Source organism: Staphylococcus coagulans (genome assembly GCF_002901995.1).
Classification (GTDB): Bacteria; Bacillota; Bacilli; order Staphylococcales; family Staphylococcaceae; genus Staphylococcus; species Staphylococcus coagulans.
The window spans coordinates 31,180-47,836 of the sequence record NZ_PPQN01000022.1 but is presented as its reverse complement, the minus strand read 5'-3'; the positions used below and the strand labels follow the sequence as shown (position 1 = coordinate 47,836).

The 16,657-nt window shown below is 33.9% G+C and carries 16 protein-coding genes and 1 pseudogene; 1 reads left to right on the top strand and 16 read right to left on the bottom strand.

The window, feature by feature from the left end; genetic code table 11:
* Positions 1-61 precede the first annotated feature (61 nt).
* Both hemW and lepA read right to left on the bottom strand, forming a co-directional pair.
* Positions 62-1,183, bottom strand: coding sequence for a radical SAM family heme chaperone HemW (gene hemW / locus CD118_RS05965; protein WP_060829833.1), 1,122 nt, complete (start codon positions 1,181-1,183; stop codon positions 62-64).
* Positions 1,184-1,246: 63 nt separating this feature from the next.
* Positions 1,247-3,070 carry a translation elongation factor 4 gene (gene lepA, locus CD118_RS05960; protein ID WP_103356388.1) on the bottom strand — a complete coding sequence of 608 codons (1,824 nt, stop codon included), beginning with the start codon at positions 3,068-3,070 and terminating at the stop codon, positions 1,247-1,249.
* A gap of 299 nt (positions 3,071-3,369) precedes the next feature.
* Between lepA and rpsT the strand changes: the two genes are divergently transcribed.
* Positions 3,370-3,618, top strand: coding sequence for a 30S ribosomal protein S20 (gene rpsT / locus CD118_RS05955; protein WP_016425221.1), 249 nt, complete (start codon positions 3,370-3,372; stop codon positions 3,616-3,618).
* A gap of 329 nt (positions 3,619-3,947) precedes the next feature.
* Here rpsT and holA read toward each other — a convergent pair whose 3' ends face one another.
* The 14 genes and pseudogenes from holA to CD118_RS05880 form a co-directional block, all read right to left on the bottom strand.
* Positions 3,948-4,922, bottom strand: coding sequence for a DNA polymerase III subunit delta (gene holA, locus CD118_RS05950; protein ID WP_060829831.1), 975 nt, complete (start codon positions 4,920-4,922; stop codon positions 3,948-3,950).
* A 71-nt stretch (positions 4,923-4,993) separates the two neighbouring features.
* A complete protein-coding gene (locus CD118_RS05945) occupies positions 4,994-7,105 on the bottom strand; it encodes a DNA internalization-related competence protein ComEC/Rec2 (RefSeq protein WP_240621909.1) in 2,112 nt (703 codons plus the stop codon).
* 119 nt (positions 7,106-7,224) lie between these two features.
* Positions 7,225-7,689, bottom strand: a complete 465-nt coding sequence (locus CD118_RS05940; RefSeq protein WP_050330773.1) for a ComE operon protein 2 — start codon at positions 7,687-7,689, stop codon at positions 7,225-7,227.
* Positions 7,690-8,402: 713 nt separating this feature from the next.
* Positions 8,403-9,041: a helix-hairpin-helix domain-containing protein gene (locus CD118_RS05935; RefSeq protein ID WP_103356386.1), complete on the bottom strand. Its 639-nt coding sequence runs from the start codon at positions 9,039-9,041 to the stop codon at positions 8,403-8,405.
* A gap of 50 nt (positions 9,042-9,091) precedes the next feature.
* The gene (locus CD118_RS05930) at positions 9,092-9,817 is read right to left on the bottom strand and encodes a class I SAM-dependent DNA methyltransferase (protein ID WP_060829828.1); all 726 of its coding nucleotides are present in this window, start codon (positions 9,815-9,817) and stop codon (positions 9,092-9,094) included.
* Positions 9,814-10,170, bottom strand: coding sequence for a ribosome silencing factor (rsfS, locus tag CD118_RS05925; protein ID WP_016425228.1), 357 nt, complete (start codon positions 10,168-10,170; stop codon positions 9,814-9,816). The genes CD118_RS05930 and rsfS overlap by 4 nt, the downstream gene beginning before the upstream one ends.
* A gap of 3 nt (positions 10,171-10,173) precedes the next feature.
* A pseudogene (yqeK, locus tag CD118_RS05920) lies at positions 10,174-10,754 on the bottom strand (bis(5'-nucleosyl)-tetraphosphatase (symmetrical) YqeK); the annotation flags it as partial.
* Positions 10,732-11,313, bottom strand: a complete 582-nt coding sequence (nadD, locus tag CD118_RS05915) for a nicotinate (nicotinamide) nucleotide adenylyltransferase (protein ID WP_060829827.1) — start codon at positions 11,311-11,313, stop codon at positions 10,732-10,734. The gene nadD and the pseudogene yqeK, both read right to left, overlap by 23 nt.
* Position 11,314: 1 nt before the next feature.
* Positions 11,315-11,608 (bottom strand): ribosome assembly RNA-binding protein YhbY, encoded by a 294-nt coding sequence (yhbY, locus tag CD118_RS05910; RefSeq protein WP_050330768.1) that lies wholly within the window; start codon positions 11,606-11,608, stop codon positions 11,315-11,317.
* Positions 11,609-11,621: 13 nt separating this feature from the next.
* Complete coding sequence (aroE, locus tag CD118_RS05905) at positions 11,622-12,431, bottom strand: shikimate dehydrogenase (protein WP_060829826.1); 810 nt, start codon at positions 12,429-12,431, stop codon at positions 11,622-11,624.
* Positions 12,432-12,444: 13 nt separating this feature from the next.
* Positions 12,445-13,545: a ribosome biogenesis GTPase YqeH gene (gene yqeH / locus CD118_RS05900; RefSeq protein ID WP_060829825.1), complete on the bottom strand. Its 1,101-nt coding sequence runs from the start codon at positions 13,543-13,545 to the stop codon at positions 12,445-12,447.
* Positions 13,546-14,073 (bottom strand): YqeG family HAD IIIA-type phosphatase, encoded by a 528-nt coding sequence (locus CD118_RS05895; protein ID WP_050330765.1) that lies wholly within the window; start codon positions 14,071-14,073, stop codon positions 13,546-13,548.
* A gap of 69 nt (positions 14,074-14,142) precedes the next feature.
* Positions 14,143-14,829 (bottom strand): 5'-methylthioadenosine/adenosylhomocysteine nucleosidase, encoded by a 687-nt coding sequence (locus CD118_RS05890; protein WP_050345559.1) that lies wholly within the window; start codon positions 14,827-14,829, stop codon positions 14,143-14,145.
* Positions 14,830-15,415: 586 nt separating this feature from the next.
* Positions 15,416-16,654 (bottom strand): NRAMP family divalent metal transporter, encoded by a 1,239-nt coding sequence (locus tag CD118_RS05880; RefSeq protein ID WP_050330762.1) that lies wholly within the window; start codon positions 16,652-16,654, stop codon positions 15,416-15,418.
* Between the last annotated feature and the right edge of the window lie 3 nt (positions 16,655-16,657).

Sequence of the window (16,657 nt, the reverse complement as noted above, 5' to 3'; positions counted from 1 at the left end):
ATAATCTATCAAATTGGTCAAAGTAAGTCAATGTTAAAGCATCAAATATCAAAAAAAGATTTTACACCTGTATAAATGCTTCAAAGACTTCATTTCCTACTATTCGACCTTTATCTGTAAGCTTTATTTCCGTAGGTGAATTTTCAATGAGTCCTTGTTTTTCCAATTTTAAAATTTCTTTAGAATATACGTCTTCTAAACGTCGTTGATACTTCATTTGGAATGTATCTTTATTGACACCTTGGTTCATTCTAAGTCCTAAAAACATTTCTTCTTCAATCTGTTCTTGTTCAGTAGGTTCTGTTTCAGATAACCTTGGTTTCAAACCTTGGTTGACTTTTTTAATATAATGATTAACGGGATTTACATTTGTATATCTAATCCCGTCAATATAGCCACTTGCGCCAGCACCAAACCCATAATAACTTTCATTTTTCCAATAAACTTTATTATGTGCAGATTCATGATTGTCTTTTGCGAAATTAGAGATTTCATATTGGTGTAATTCACTTTTTTTGATTCGATTCATCAAGAAATTATACATTTCAGCACCAATATCTTCATTAGGAAGCTTTAACTTTCCTTTTCGATATTGGTTATAAAATTGGGTCTGAGGTTCTAAAATAAGTCCATAACTTGATAAATGATCAATATTCAAAGATAAAGCTTCATCAAGACTAGTTTGAAATTGTTTTAAAGTTTGACCCGGCAAATGATACATCAAATCTAAACTAATAGATGGAATGTCATAATATCTTGCATTTTCAACCGCTTGATAAATATCGGATTTTTGATGACTACGCCCTAAAGTTTTGAGTAAATCATCATCAAACGTTTGGACACCAAGTGACAAACGATTTACCCCATATGATTTGAGTAAAGCTACTTTTTCAGCCGTTAATTCATCTGGGTTAGCCTCAAAAGTGTATTCTCCTAAAATTTTAAATTGTTGTTGAATCGTTTCTAATAGGTATGTGAGTTGCTCTACTGACAAAGCTGTAGGGGTCCCTCCGCCTACGAACAAAGTCTCTAATGTAGAGGCATTTGATTGCTTTATTTCCTCTCTTAAGCATTGTAAATAAGCATCAACTGGTTGATTTTGAATGAAATATTTATTGAAATCACAATAAGTACAGATTTTAACGCAAAAAGGAATATGAATATATGCACTTTTCACTATCATCATGCCACCCCATAAAATATGCCCCCTAAACACCTTAATGTATGGGGAGCATATAACAAAATTTTATTCTTCATCCATTTTTAATACGGCTAAGAAAGCGTCTTGAGGTATTTCAACATTACCTACTGCTTTCATTTTCGCTTTTCCTGCTTTTTGTTTTTCTAATAATTTACGTTTACGACTAATGTCGCCACCATAACATTTAGATAGCACGTTTTTACCCATTGACTTAATATTTGTACGCGCTACAATTTTATGGCCAATTGCAGCTTGAACAGGCACTTCAAATTGTTGACGTGGGATAAGCGTTTTTAATTTTTCAACTAAAACTTTACCTCGTGCATATGCAAAATCACGGTGAACGATAAAACTTAAAGCATCAACTTTATCTCCGTTTAAAAGGATATCCATTTTAACAAGGTTACTTTCTTTATTTTCGATAAACTCATAATCAAATGACGCGTATCCCTTAGTATTTGATTTGAGTTGATCGAAGAAATCAAATACGACTTCAGATAGTGGAAGTTCGTATACAATATTTACACGTATATCATCTAAATAATCCATGTTGATAAATTGACCACGTTTACGTTGACATAATTCCATAACTGCACCTACGTAATCGTTTGGTACCATCATTGTTGCTCTTACATAAGGTTCATATATTTTATCAATTTGATCTCTCTCTGGCATTTGAGCTGGGTTGTCGACTTGTAGCTGATCACCATTTCTCAACACCACAGTGTAAATAACTGAAGGCGCTGTCGCAATCAATTCAATTCCAAATTCTCGTTCAATTCGTTCTTGAATAATTTCCATGTGTAACATACCTAAAAATCCAGTTCGATAACCGAAACCGAGTGCCTTTGATGATTCGGGCTCAAATTCAAGAGAAGCATCATTAAGTTGTAATTTTTCTAATGCTTCACGTAAATCATTATAATCTTTATTATCAATTGGGAATAAGCCACAATAAACCATCGGATTCATTTTCTTATACCCTTTTAATGGTGTCTCAGCAGGGTTTTCCGCATGTGTGATAGTATCCCCAACTCGAGAATCGTCTACATTTTTAATGCTTGCAATAATATAACCTACATCGCCTACTGTTAATTCGTCTACAGGCAATTCTTTTGGTGTATTAATTCCGACTTCAGTCACTTCGAATGTTTTTCCTGTCGCCATCATCTGAATGCGGTCGCCTGCTTTAACGACACCTTCAACGACTCTAATAGATGAAATAACCCCTCTATATGGATCATACTCTGAGTCGAAGATTAAAGCTTTTAAAGGTGCACTAGGGTCACCATCTGGTGGTGGTACCATTTCAACAATTTTTTCTAAGATTTCATCTATACCTATGTTTGATTTTGCACTTGCTAATACTGCATCGTCTTTATCTAAACCGATGACGTCTTCTACTTCTTGTTTGACGCGCTCAGGTTCTGCGGCAGGTAAATCTATTTTATTAATAACAGGAATAAGCTCTAAGTCATTATCTAATGCTAAATATACATTCGCTAATGTTTGTGCCTCTATTCCTTGAGCAGCGTCAACAACTAAAATCGCACCTTCACACGCAGCAAGAGAGCGAGAGACTTCATAAGTAAAGTCGACGTGACCTGGTGTATCAATAAGATGGAAAGTATAAGTTTCACCATCATTGGCTTCATATTTTAAGCGAACTGCATTTAATTTAATTGTGATCCCACGTTCGCGTTCTAAATCCATTGAATCTAATAGCTGTGCTTGCATTTCGCGAGATTCTACTGTTTTCGTATTTTCCAGTATACGATCTGCTAAAGTGGATTTTCCGTGATCTATATGTGCTATGATCGAAAAATTCCTGATATATTTACGTCTATTTAAACGTTCTTGATTATCCATATCATCATACTCACTTTCATAAAATTACCCGTCAATTAACGATTACATCTTTGCTATAATAACGTTTTTAAGTTATAAATGCAACTGAGTCTAGAGGTGTTTAATGTTAATATTTCTATTATAACCTATTTTCTTAAACAATCCTGAATAGGCCTTATATTTCGTGAGTTTTTATTGAATTATCAAAAAATACAGCTACACTTGAATTAATCGTTGCACATTGATTTGAGTTTTGATAGAATGAATCTTGTTGTAATCAAATTATTTTGATACCAAGATGATTATAGGAGGTGTCTTTCATGCCCAATATTAAATCTGCAATTAAACGTGTGAGAACAACTCATACAGCTGAAAGCAAAAACATTTCTCAAAAGAATGATATGCGTTCTGCAGTCAAAAATGCTAAAAAAGCTATTGAGACAAATGCCGATAATAAACAAGAATTAGTAAGCAATGCAATTAAACGTATTGATAAAGCTGCTCAAAAGAATTTAATTCATTCTAACAAAGCTGATAGAATGAAATCTAAATTGATGTCAGCAAAATAATTCAATATTTGTTTGATAGTTATAGATTATGAGTGTGGGACATTCGTTCCCTCTAGCATTAATCATTAAAAGCTTTTATTAAGCATTAATGTGGTTATTTATTGCTGATTTCATTAATTTAATAACTTTCATAGGTTGAGACTTACCAATGTCTCAACCTTATTTTTTTGCAACAAAATCTTAGTCATTTAATCAACCATTAGAAAAATATTAACGGTTGATTAAATAAACACTTAAAATGTAACGTGGTTCGCCATAAAAAGTTGAATGAAGAAAACGCACCGTAGCACATAACTATTTGAGAGTGTCGCGGAACTGATCGCCATACGCTACAAGCTGAGTATAAATAATTCTAAAATTAAAACTTTATCCATATAGGAAGACTTAAGTTTATAATCTGTTTCAGCGCATCGATCAATAATCGATAATAATGATTCTAATTGATATCTTTTAACTTGGTTGAGTGCTAATTTAACTCGATAAGGGTGTGCACCAACAGTTTTAGCAATTTGTTGCCCAGAATATCCTTTTTGACTCAAAATTTTGGTTTGATAATACAATCGATAATTACTAGTGATAAGTGCTAATAATTTAATAGGTTCTTCTTTAAGCTGAATTAAATCTTTAATGAGTTGAATTGCCTTATCCTTTTGACCTTTTTGAATATATTCGGTTAATAGAAAAACATTTTGCTCAAGACTTCTATTAACAATCATTTGTATATCGTCTTTATTTATGACGGGGCGCTCTCCTACAAATAATAGCAACTTATCAAGCTCTTGTTTTATAACACGATATTGTACGCCTGTTAATGATAATAAGTGCTCTAATGCATCTTGTTTAATTTCCTTATAAGATGTATTTAGATACGTTTTAATCCAATTCAACATTTCTTGTTCTGACATTTGTTCAATTTTTTTAATTGATGCATGCTTTTTTAAAGTTTTTACAAGCTTCTTTCTCTCATCTAATTTCGCTGATTGGACTTGAAATATCAGTAAAGCCTCCCCATCGTATTTTTCTATAAATGCTTGTAACGCATCTGTATGAGCAATGTAATCTTTAGGTGGTTTTTCTCCTGTAAAAACGAAACTATTTTGAACAACAATCACTTTTTTATTTGAAAATAGCGGAAGTGTCAAAGCTTCTTCGATAATTGTATGAATATTGACCTCATATAAATTATACTTTACATAATTAAAATCATCCTTAGGTTCATTATCAAGATAATGATCGATGAGTTGATATGTTTCGCGGTCTATTAACTCAGGGACTTCCCCATGAATGACGTGAATGTTTGACATACATATACTTCCTCTCTTATTTCTCAATCGTATTTATACATTATATCATGAAAAGTAAAGGTGATTCCTATTTATGAAGCTTTCTCAGTATGAATTTGATACGATGTCTTACCTTTATCATTAAATTCGATATTTATATGATGATTATCAGCGGTGTTATATACTTTTGCATGAATGGCCCTTAGCTTTTGAATAGTAGTTGGATGTGGCAAATGATAGACATTATTTCTACCTGCTGATATCAGTGCGATTTGAGGTCGTATTTCATTGATAAAGGTTGTTGATGAACTCGTTTGACTTCCATGATGTCCTACCTTTAAGATTTGAATTTTCGGTAAGCGATAATTAGCGAGTAGCTTCAGTTCATTTTTTTCTGTAGCATCCCCCATTAGTAAGATATGGGTTTGATCAATCGATGCTAAAGTAATGATTGAATGTTCATTTGGGTCAGCACTGTTTTCAATATTTGTATCCAATAGAGTAAATTTAAATGCGCCTAAATCGATAAAAGAAATGTCTTTATAGGACAGTAATTTTGTATGTTGGCTTTTCGCAATATTTTGAATCCATTGCAACTTTTCTTGGTTAAAATGAGAAGGATTAATAATAATATTTTTGATTTTGATATACTTTGAAATATGCGCAAGTTCGCCTAAATGATCATTATGACCATGGGTGATAATTAAATAATCAACATGATGAATACCCCTCTTTTTAAATAACGGATAAGTTGATTTTTCCGTGATGTTGTAGTTTTGTTTTTTCATGCTCCTATGTTCAGCTAAACCGCCAGTATCAATTAGGAGTGTTTTACCATTTTTATTTTGGAAGAATATGGCATCGCCTTGTCCAACATCTAAAATCGTCATTTGGTTAGGATAATTTGGATGTAAGTGAGTCGCTATAAATAGGAAAGAAACAGCAGTCAAAAAGAACAAGAGATATTTTTCATTAGAAAGGAAGTAAAGAAGAATAAAAGTAACGATTGTAATCATTAAAAAGCCAACTTCTCCAAAATCTGCAATGGGAAAATGATACTGCGTAAGCGGTTGTAAACCTTTTAAAATGAAATTTTGTATCGTGAAAATAATCATCGACAAAGGCTTAAAAAGGAATAACAAAGAGGGATATATTAATGCACATAGACCTACAATGAATGAGAAAGGGATGATGACAAAACTATATAGTGGAATAAAGATAATATTGCTGATAACCCCCTGCCATTGTATTTCATTAAATTGGAGATAGTTGATTGGCAAAACAGCAACAATTGAAATCACAGATGCTAAAATAAGCGAATAGACGAACTGATACTTATTTAAAAGATCTTTCATCAAAATAAGAACACTACTAATGAGAAACGAATATATAAAACCTAGATGATGGTGATATTGAATATTCAAAAACGACATGAAAATATACACACATGCTAATGCTTGTATCGACGTGAAATGAAAGTATTTTGAAAGTATTAAAATTAACATTGTCATTAATACAGCTCTTTGTGCACTGGGGCTTGCATTAACAAATATAAGGAATAAGGGCAGAAAGAGAAGTAATAGAGATTCAATCACATAAATGGGAACGGGTAACCGCTTAGTGAACATATAAAAAAGCGCAATTAATATACTCACATGTGTCCCACTAATCGCATATAAATGTGATATACCCAAGTCTCTCGCTCGTGCCTTGATTTCACTAGACATATCATCTGTGGAGCCTGTAGCAATTGCTAATATTTCACCTTGTCCTATAAAATGATGCGCTCTAATGCGTTCAATCAAACTATTACGTGCATACATGATATAGTCTTTAAATTTGGGTTGCATGCTTATGCATCTATTAAAATCAATTTTTTTAACAAAAAGAACTTCCAATTGTGAAAGGTGTTGAGGATCACGATATATTCCCTTCACCGGACAAGCATGGTTCAGAAAGAAATTAGCATTTGGAACGTTGATTTTAGCTTTAAAAGGCGCTTTTAAAACTAACTGTTTATTAAAGTCTGATATATTTGCCGTAAGTAACCCTTCCTTGATTAAAGGAAGAGAAGAAAAATGAATCAATACGTTCTTTTTCTCATTTGGTTGTTGAGTATAGGAATGTTGAATATGTTCTAAAGGCGCATGTTGCTTTTTTTCAATTCCATACCCTATCGATACGATTAAAAAACTGATTACCATCAATAATTTGTTTTTTCTTTTCCTATACATAGTAATTAATATAATGAAAAATAGAAAAAGCGCAGCCATTAAATGATGATAAGCGATTTGACCAATAATATAGCATAATAACAGATAGGTCATTTTGTATTAAGAAGATAATTAGCAATAGTTTGAGCATTAAAGTCGATCTTTTCAAAATTAATTCCAGATTGCTTTAATAACTGGATTGCATAGGGATGATTATGGTAATCTTCGGCATAATAAACGGTTTTGATTCCGGCTTGAATTATAGATTTTGTGCAATTTAAGCATGGAAAATGCGTCACGTAAATTGTAGCCCCCTCTGTTGAGACACCTTGCTTGGCGCATTGCAATATTGCATTCATTTCTGCATGAATCGTTCTAATACAATGACCATCTTCTAACAAACAACCTTCATCAATACAGTGGACTTCTCCTGAAACTGAGCCATTATAGCCTCCAGCAATAATCCGATTGTCTTTAATAATAGTTGCACCGACTGATAATCGAGTACAAGTTGATCTCAATGCAAGTAAATGTGATTGTGCCATGAAATAGTCATGCCATTGAATACGTTTCAATTTAAGCCACTCCTCGAAGTTATTTCCAATGATTCTTTATTAAATTATAACTTTTTCTATAGTATTTCACTAGTTAGATTCTACAATCAGACTGAAAAGTAAGATTTGATTCTCTGGTTTTTACCTCAATAATCACCCGTTATAACACATCTGAATGAGATTTCAGCATATAGATAGGTTTTACATATGAATTCACCAAAAATGATAAAGTATAAAAACGGTTTCTATACGGTTCGATCTCATGCACTTTATGAGAGATTATTTAGGTTTGGATTGTTCAACGGTAGACGCTACACCACCGTCAGCACCTTTATGTGCATCTTGTATTTTCATACAAGCACAGACTATATCTTTTCCGTTGGCATTATCCAATACGGCGAAACCACTTCCACACGCTTGTGTGTACTTCCCTCAAGAGGAATAGTCGTTGAACCTTCCTATTTCTAGGCTTGGCTGCTAGTTGCCCATTGTAAAAACACTTAGGTTTTAACCTTATGTCATCCTGCTTATTTTTTCTGCAGTTTCGCAACCTTCACGCTTGAGTTTGATTATCTCTACGTTGTGGTCAAGCAGGCTTTAGGGTTTTCAAGCAATTCAATTTCTTTGTTGGACAGTCGTACTGTCACGATGTGCAGATTTCTCTACACACTGAATAAAAGAGGCGCTTTGACTTGAAAAATACATCTAAAATGTCAAAAGCTTAGGTCTTTTCATTATTCAAACGTTTTATCACCGATACCTTTAATTTCTTTCAATTCGTCAACAGCATTAAAGCCATTGTGTTCTTCTCTATATTTAATGATTGTTTGGGCTTTCGAAGGTCCAATTCCAGGAACTTGGGTCAAGTCTTTTTCTTCTGCTGTATTTAAATTAATGACTTGATTTGAATCTGAAGTCTCATGCTCTTTATCTAATGATTCAGCATGTGCCCCAACTTGTTGTTTATCGTTAACAGTTGGAATATAAATCATCTTTTGATCACGTAACTTTTCGGCTAAATTAACCGTTGATAAATCTGCGTTCTTAAGTGGCTGAGCTTTATCCAATAAATCCTTTATACGCGCGTTAGGTTTCATTTCGTATGTTCCCGCATGCTTTATTGCACCTTTTATATCGACTATGACGGTTGAAGGCATCGTCTGTTCATTTGGCTTGGATTGCTTATCTTTCCCAACACTTGACTCTATCAAATCACTTTGATGTGGCAGAGATATCTCATCTTTTGATTCTTTGCTGTCAAATCCCGTAAAAAAGAATATAGAACAAAGAATAATGATTAATGAAGAAATACATAGACATAAGTGAATCTTATAATGCTTAAGCAAATCAAAAACATGTTGTGTAGATCGCATAAAAAAACCTCCTTGCGTTTATTTACACGCAAAGAGGGATGGTTTTACTTCTATTTTTTTGCTATAAAAAAGAGTCGATCACTCTCACTATTTTTATTACTATAATCGAAATCATAAAATGTTTCAATATCTTTAAAACCAACTGCTTTAAGCATTTCTATATACTGGGCTTTTTCTAACGTCCGTTGAAACTGTGATTCATCTCTTCTTAAATATTGACCGTCTTCTGTTCGGATGAAAAATGTTAAATCATGCCAAACACTATGAGGTAACTCGCCAGTTTCGGTTTGCCATACGAGCGTTAAGTCTTCACGATCATCTAAATAAACTTGTTGGTTGAACTGTGTATCCATTTTATAAATACTGTGCACATCAAAGATAAAACTTCCTTGTTGGTTGAGATGATGGAAGACATGATTAAAAGTTGCCATTACATCCGCTTCTTCTACAACGTAATTTAAACTGTCACAAAGAATCGTCACTAAATCAAATTGGCGATTTAAGTTAAATGCTGTCATATCTCCTTGTATCCAGTTTACATGCTCAGATTTTTGCTGTGCACGTGCTATCATCTCAGGACTTAAATCCATTCCTACTACCTCGGTCGCTAGTTGTGGTAAAAACTGTGTTAAATTACCAGTCCCGCAACCAATATCTAAGATGGAATGAGCTTGAGCGGCATGAAGCGTATCCTTTATAATGGCAAGCCATTTATCATAAGGCTGATCCTCAGTTAATCGATCATAAAATACACTTAAATTCTCATATTGCATTATGAACTCATAACCTCTTTATATCCCATCATTTCTACATCTTGATAAAGTTTTTCTAAATTGTAATAACTGCGCTCATCTTTATGGAAAACATGAACAACAACATCTGCTAAATCAATTAAAATCCATCGGCCTTCATTGAAACCTTCTATACGTTTCACTGTAACGCCTTGTTCTTCCGCTTGTTCTTTAACAGCTCTTGCGATAGCTTGAACTTGTCTTTCATTGTTTCCATGACAAACAACAAAGTAATCTACAATATCAGAAATGCCATGCATATTAAGTGAGATAATATCTTCGCCTTTTTTATCGTCTGCAGCTTTAACAGCTAACATGAGTAAGTCTTTTACGTTCATTGAATCATCCTTTAATTAGAGTCGTTTAAATTGTAATAATTAAGACAATCAATAGTTGATTGAAAAACGTTAACATCTTTGTTCACAAGATACAATACTGTACGTTTGGATATTTCATATATTGTTTTATCTAAGCCTACACCATTATAGGCCATATCGCGTATTTCATCTACACCAGGTGTTTTACGTCCAGGTTCGATATAGTCAGCGATAAACACTAGTTTTTCAGTTTTCGTCATTTGTTTACGCCCTGTTGTATGATTATAGATTGCTAATAAAATTTCTTTATCGTTTACACCATATTGATGTTTCATCAATGCCGCACAAACAGGACCGTGTAAAATCTCAGAACCATAACCTAAAAGCTCGTGATCTAACTGATAGCGCGTCACTTGTTGATATAAAAAACTGAGGTCGTCATATTTACAAAAATCATGTAAAATACCTGCTAATTCCGCTTTTTCTTTATCCCCTTCATAAATATCTGCTAATTTAACAGCTGTTTCTGCAACACGCATTGAATGTTCAAATCTTTTTTTAGGTAACTTTTGCTTAACCAATTCAATTGCAAACGCTTGATCCATATAACCCCTCCTTAAAAATATACTGTTCGACATTTAACGGTACCCACATATGAATCGTTTTGTCTTGCTTACAACGTTCACGAATTTCAGTTGAGCTGATTTCGATATTAGGAATATCAATCGGTTGGATAGATTCTGATTGTGATTGGATTGGATAGCCTCTATTAACAACAATAAAAGTAACGATTTTCTTTAATTCCCCAATTTTATACCACTTGTCTAATTGTTCATATTGGTCAGTGCCAATTACAAAATAGAGTTGCGCGTCTGGCGCTTCATTTTTAATTGCGACTAATGTATCGTAAGTGTAACTTTTTCCTTTACGATGTATTTCGTCTAAACGAAGTGTGCCAAATCCCAGATTTTGAATGACAAGTTCGACCATTTTTAAACGATGTTTGACATCGATTAAACCGGTTGGTGTCTTTAAAGGCGACATGTAACTCGGTATAAAATAAAACGCATCTGGTCTAATCTGGTCATTCACCTCGCTCGCAACCATCTCGTGACCACTGTGAATTGGATTAAACTGTCCCCCATAAATAACGATTTTTTTCATATTAAGGGAGTTCAATCGTTTTATTTTCTTTAGATTCCTTATAAAGAACAATCATAGATCCAATCAGTTGAACCAATTCACTTTGAGTTTCATTTGCTATTGTTTCTGCAAGTGTGGCCTTATCTTCTAAATTATTTTGTAAAATATGAATTTTAATTAATTCTCGTTTTTCAAGAATATCTTTAATTTGAACAATCATATTTTCATTTATACCTGATTTTCCAATTTGAAATGTAGGGTCAACATGATGTGCTTGACTCCTTAAATATCTCTTTTGTTTTCCTGTTAACGCCATAATAGCCTCCTTATTAATTCGTTTCATTTAATTTCTTTAGTACAGCTTGTCTCATTTCTGAAATGTTACTTTCTAGACCCGTCCAAATCTTAAAACTTTCTGCGCCTTGAAAAACAAACATATCCAAACCATTGTATATCCTATACCCTTTTTGAGCAGCTTGCTTTAAAAATGAAGTTTGTAAAGGGTTATAAATGATGTCACATACAAGTACGCTAGGCTTTAATTTTTGAAAAGTAATGATACTATCAGTAGATTGATGCATGCCTACTGGGGTTGTATTAATAATAATATCAAATGTCTCCAATAGCGGATGAACCTCATTCAAAGTATACTTAAGCACATCAAATTTCCAACTGTCAAAGCGTGCCATTGTCCTATTGGCAACCGTAATTGGAAGTTTGCATACTTTTTTTAATGCATACGCGATTCCCTTACTCGCCCCACCTGCACCTAAGATAAGGATTTGTGCGTCACTTAAATCTCCATATTTTGATTGCAATCCTTTAACAAAGCCGAGGCCATCAGTATTGTGCCCAATCCACTGATTATTGATAATTTGAACAGTGTTCACTGCACCAATTGCTTGCGCCTCTTCAGTAAGTGAATCTAAAAAAGGGATGATACGCTCTTTATGAGGAATAGTGACATTAAAACCATCTAAATCTCTTTCGGAAATGATATCTTTAATATGGTGAAAATCCTGTTCTGGAATATTAAGCGCTTCATATTGATCGTTTAAATTTAAACTTTTAAAATTTGTCTGATGCATGATGGGTGATAAAGAATGGTCGATTGGATGCCCGATAACTGCAAATTTCATACATGCTCACTCCTTACATAATGGAAGGTCTTAATGTTACTTCAACATTTTTAGGAACCGTCACATCTAACTCTGCACCAGCGTCAACGGTAACGAAGCCTAAACCAGAAATCATGATGTCTTTTTTCTCATTTCCTGTATTCAAATGAATCGTATTGAGTTGTTCAAAATTAAAGTCTTGAGGTTGGGACGGTGGTGTTAATAGTGAACCAAGTTGAGTTTTCCATAATTGATCAGCTTTTTCTAGCTTAGTTCTGTGGATGTGAAGCTCATTAGAAAAATAACAAACTAGAGGTCGTTTTCCTCCTTTTAAATAATCGACACGAGCCAACCCTCCAATAAACAAGCTTTGTAATTCATTGAGTTGATAAACGCGCTGTTTAATTTCTTTTTTAGGCATAATGATATTGAGCTCTTTTGTTGTTACAAAATGTGTCATTTGATGTGCCTGTATAATACCTGGTGTATCATACATGTCACTTTGATCATCAATTGGGATATCTATCATATCAAGTGTTGTACCTGGTACTTTAGATGTTGTGACAACATCTTTTTCTCCTACGCTTTGTTCTATTAAGCGATTAATCAATGTCGATTTCCCGACATTTGTTGTGCCAACAATATACACATCTTGCCCGTCACGATGCTTTTCAATCGTTTGGAGAAGTTCATCAATACCGAACCCTTTATGTGCAGAAATGAGACATACATCTTCAGGATATAAGCCATAATTTTTAGCAGATTTTCGTAACCACTCCGTTACACGACGCTTATTAATTTGTTTTGGTAATAAATCAACTTTATTCGCTGCTAAAATAATTTTTTTATTTCCTACAATTCTTTTAATTGCATTAATAAACGAACCTTCAAAATCAAACACATCTACCAAATTAACTACAATCCCAGGTTTGTTCGATAGGCTATTCAATAATTCAAGAAAATCATCACTGTCCATACCGACATCTTGAACCTCATTGTAGTTCTTTAAGCGGAAACAACGTCGACAAATGACGTCTTCTTTTCCCATGCTTGCTTTTGGGACGTAACCAGGTTTTTGAGGGTCAGTCGATTGTAGGACTGCACCACAACCGATACACTTTAAAGTTTCAGTCAATTAAGATTCCTCCCATTTAATATAACCTTTTCGCTTAAAATGATTTAATAAGCGTCTCTCTAATAGCCGGTTAAACTTAGTGATAAATCCATCTGAATTTTTAACTGGGACAACCATAATTGTATATAAACCACTGCGATTTCCACCAAATACATCTGTTAACATTTGATCTCCAATGACTACGACCGTATCTTTCTCTAACCCCATTTGATGTGTTGCACGTCTTAGAGATTTTCCACGTGGCTTTTTAGCTTTAAAAATATAATCTACATTTAAGTTTTGGCAAAAAGATTTCACTCTTTTTTCATTATTATTAGAAACAATCGTTACTTTCATGTTTCTATCTTCAAGGCCTTTAAACCATTCCTGAACTTTAGGTGTGGGATCTGCTTCATCCCAACCTACTAATGTATTGTCTAAATCTGTAATGACACCTTTAATGTTTAATGCGTGTAATTGGTCAAAGTCGATTTCATGAATTGATTTGACATATTGGTTAGGCAAAAATAATCGCTTGATAATACCCATTATAATCCTCCATTTTAAAATACTTCATTCGTAGTATTATAACACAATATCTTCTTAAAAGCGCTTTGTTTATAATTCTTTGACTAATTCACTGACCATTTTGCTTGAAGACTGTGAGGCTACTTTTAAAAATGCTTCAAAAGTCATCCCAGCTTCTTCATCCGCTAAATCAGATATTGCGCGTGTGATGATAAATGGCGTATTAAATTGGAAACACGTTTGAGCGATGGCTGCAGCCTCCATTTCAGCTGCTAAAGCATGTGGGAATGAAGCTAAAATTGTTTGACGTTGCGCGCTAGTACCAATAAAGCTATCTCCAGATACAATGAGGCCTTCTTTACCATTTTGACTTAAAGATTTTAATACTTTATCTACTTTTTTAAATAATTCTTGGTCCGCTTTGTACGTTGCAGGCATACCAGGTATTTGCCCTATTTCATATCCGAAAGCGCGTGCATCAGCATCGTGATATGCCACTTCCGAACTAATGACGACATCCCCTAATGACAAGCCAGGCTGAAGTGCACCTGCAGATCCAGTATTTATAATATACGCTGGTTTAAATTCGTTGATTAATAATGCTGTTGAGATAGCGACATTGACTTTACCAATTCCGCTTTGTGTTAAAATAATTTCTTTGCCATTTAATAAGCCTTTATAGAAAACCGTGTGTGCGATTTTGATCTCTTCTAATTCCACCATCTGAGATTTTAAAATTTCTATTTCTTCTTCCATAGCACCAATAATACCAATCATAATATTTCCTCCTGTTACACATGTTGAATTATTACTATTTAATCGATAAAAGGTATAATTTTAATTATAAAAGTTTAAGTTGCTTATAAATTTAGGATGTCGAATAGTTTACACAATTCTCATCATTGTATCTAGTAAAGTGCCATTAATTCAAAACAAGAAATACACATCTATAAAATACAACACCCTAACTATCCTCACACATCCGATACCTTACCTTTGCTATTTTATCACACTTAGACCTACAACTTCATAATAAAAAATGGGAGCGGGACAGAAATCGAAAAGATTTCGTCGTCCCGCCCCGGCAAGGATGAGTAGGACTGTTCGAGCTTGAAAGCGAAGAAGCGTCCACTCATCTACTGCGCTTTTATGGATGACTGAAAACTTATCACGCGGGACAGAAATCGAAAAGATTTCGTCGTCCCGCCCCGGCAAAGATGAGTAGGACTGTTTGAACATAAATATATAAAAAAACAGGGTGACATTTGTCATCCTGTTAACACTTGTTTGCAAAGATTGTATTAAAATCATCGCATCCTAATTTTGAAACATTTTCTTATAACCTCAGATTTTAAATCCAATCTTATTGATTCCATAAAGCTGCTAAACCTTGTAAAGAGAAAAATCCTGTAAAAATGGTAACGACAACTGCTACAATCCCAAATATAAGCATCCAAGTTGGGTGTTTATAGTCACCTACGATTCGTTTATTTTTTGAAGCAATCAAAATTGTTCCCAATACAATTGGAAGAATTAATCCATTAAGTGCACCTGCAATAATCAGTAATTTTACAGGTTTACCAATAAATAAGAATATCAAAGTAGAAATAACTATGAAGGCTACAACAACATAGTTATCATAAGTTTTAATTTTATGATGTAATGTTTTTATGAAAGTTGTACTTGTATATGCAGATCCAATAACAGATGACATCGCAGCAGCAAAGAGAACGACACCGAAAATATTTTTTCCAATCGGTCCTACTGCATGTTCGAAAACTGAAGCTGGTGGATTATCTGGATTCAATGTCACACCAGTAACCACGACACCTAAAACAGCTAAAAACAAGAGCGCTCTCATCACACCTGTTGTGAGGATACCTGTTATTGCCGAACGGTTCACAAAAGGTAAATAATTTTCTCCTTTAATACCTGCATCTAATATTCGATGCGCACCAGCAAATGTAATATATCCCCCAACGGTACCCCCGACCAATGTAATGATAGGTAATACGAGTGACGAAGGATTTTCAGGTAAAATCATATGTTTTGCTGCATCAAGATAAGGCGGATGAGACTGCACCATGACATATGCAACAGTCGCAATCATCACGACACCTAATATCATTGTCACAACGTCCATAATCTTTTGACCATTTTTTGAGATAAACACTAATATCGCGATGGCAGCTGTAACCGCTGAGCCTACTCTAACATCGAGTCCAAAAATAGCATTAAGTCCTAATCCAGCACCAGCAATGTTTCCAATATTAAATGCTAATCCCCCTATAGCAATTAATATTGAGATGAAAGTTCCTAATCCTTTAATAACTTCATTCGCAATTTCTTGGCCACGATAACCAGTCACAACAAGGATACGCCAAATATTAATTTGTGCACCAATATCTATAATGATAGAGAGCAATATTGCAAAAGCGAAACTCGCCATAAATTGTTGTGTAAATACAGCAGTTTGCGTTAAAAAGGCAGGCCCAATTGCAGAAGTAGCCATTAAAAATACAGAGCCTAACAACAGTCTCTTATGTGTTTTTGTGAATTGAAAACTTTCATTATTCTCAATTTGATTTGGATCTTTATTCATTTA

What these genes read in the sequence shown, in the direction of transcription:
- hemW (WP_060829833.1), bottom strand. Translation starts at nt 1,183, where the DNA reads ATGATAGTGAAAAGTGCATATATTCATATTCCTTTTTGCGTTAAAATC.
- lepA (WP_103356388.1), bottom strand. Translation starts at nt 3,070, where the DNA reads ATGGATAATCAAGAACGTTTAAATAGACGTAAATATATCAGGAATTTT.
- rpsT (WP_016425221.1), top strand. Translation starts at nt 3,370, where the DNA reads ATGCCCAATATTAAATCTGCAATTAAACGTGTGAGAACAACTCATACA.
- holA (WP_060829831.1), bottom strand. Translation starts at nt 4,922, where the DNA reads ATGTCAAACATTCACGTCATTCATGGGGAAGTCCCTGAGTTAATAGAC.
- CD118_RS05945 (WP_240621909.1), bottom strand. Translation starts at nt 7,105, where the DNA reads ATGGTAATCAGTTTTTTAATCGTATCGATAGGGTATGGAATTGAAAAA.
- CD118_RS05935 (WP_103356386.1), bottom strand. Translation starts at nt 9,041, where the DNA reads ATGCGATCTACACAACATGTTTTTGATTTGCTTAAGCATTATAAGATT.
- rsfS (WP_016425228.1), bottom strand. Translation starts at nt 10,170, where the DNA reads ATGAACGTAAAAGACTTACTCATGTTAGCTGTTAAAGCTGCAGACGAT.
- nadD (WP_060829827.1), bottom strand. Translation starts at nt 11,313, where the DNA reads ATGAAAAAAATCGTTATTTATGGGGGACAGTTTAATCCAATTCACAGT.
- yhbY (WP_050330768.1), bottom strand. Translation starts at nt 11,608, where the DNA reads ATGGCGTTAACAGGAAAACAAAAGAGATATTTAAGGAGTCAAGCACAT.
- aroE (WP_060829826.1), bottom strand. Translation starts at nt 12,431, where the DNA reads ATGAAATTTGCAGTTATCGGGCATCCAATCGACCATTCTTTATCACCC.
- CD118_RS05895 (WP_050330765.1), bottom strand. Translation starts at nt 14,073, where the DNA reads ATGGGTATTATCAAGCGATTATTTTTGCCTAACCAATATGTCAAATCA.
- CD118_RS05890 (WP_050345559.1), bottom strand. Translation starts at nt 14,829, where the DNA reads ATGATTGGTATTATTGGTGCTATGGAAGAAGAAATAGAAATTTTAAAA.
- CD118_RS05880 (WP_050330762.1), bottom strand. Translation starts at nt 16,654, where the DNA reads ATGAATAAAGATCCAAATCAAATTGAGAATAATGAAAGTTTTCAATTC.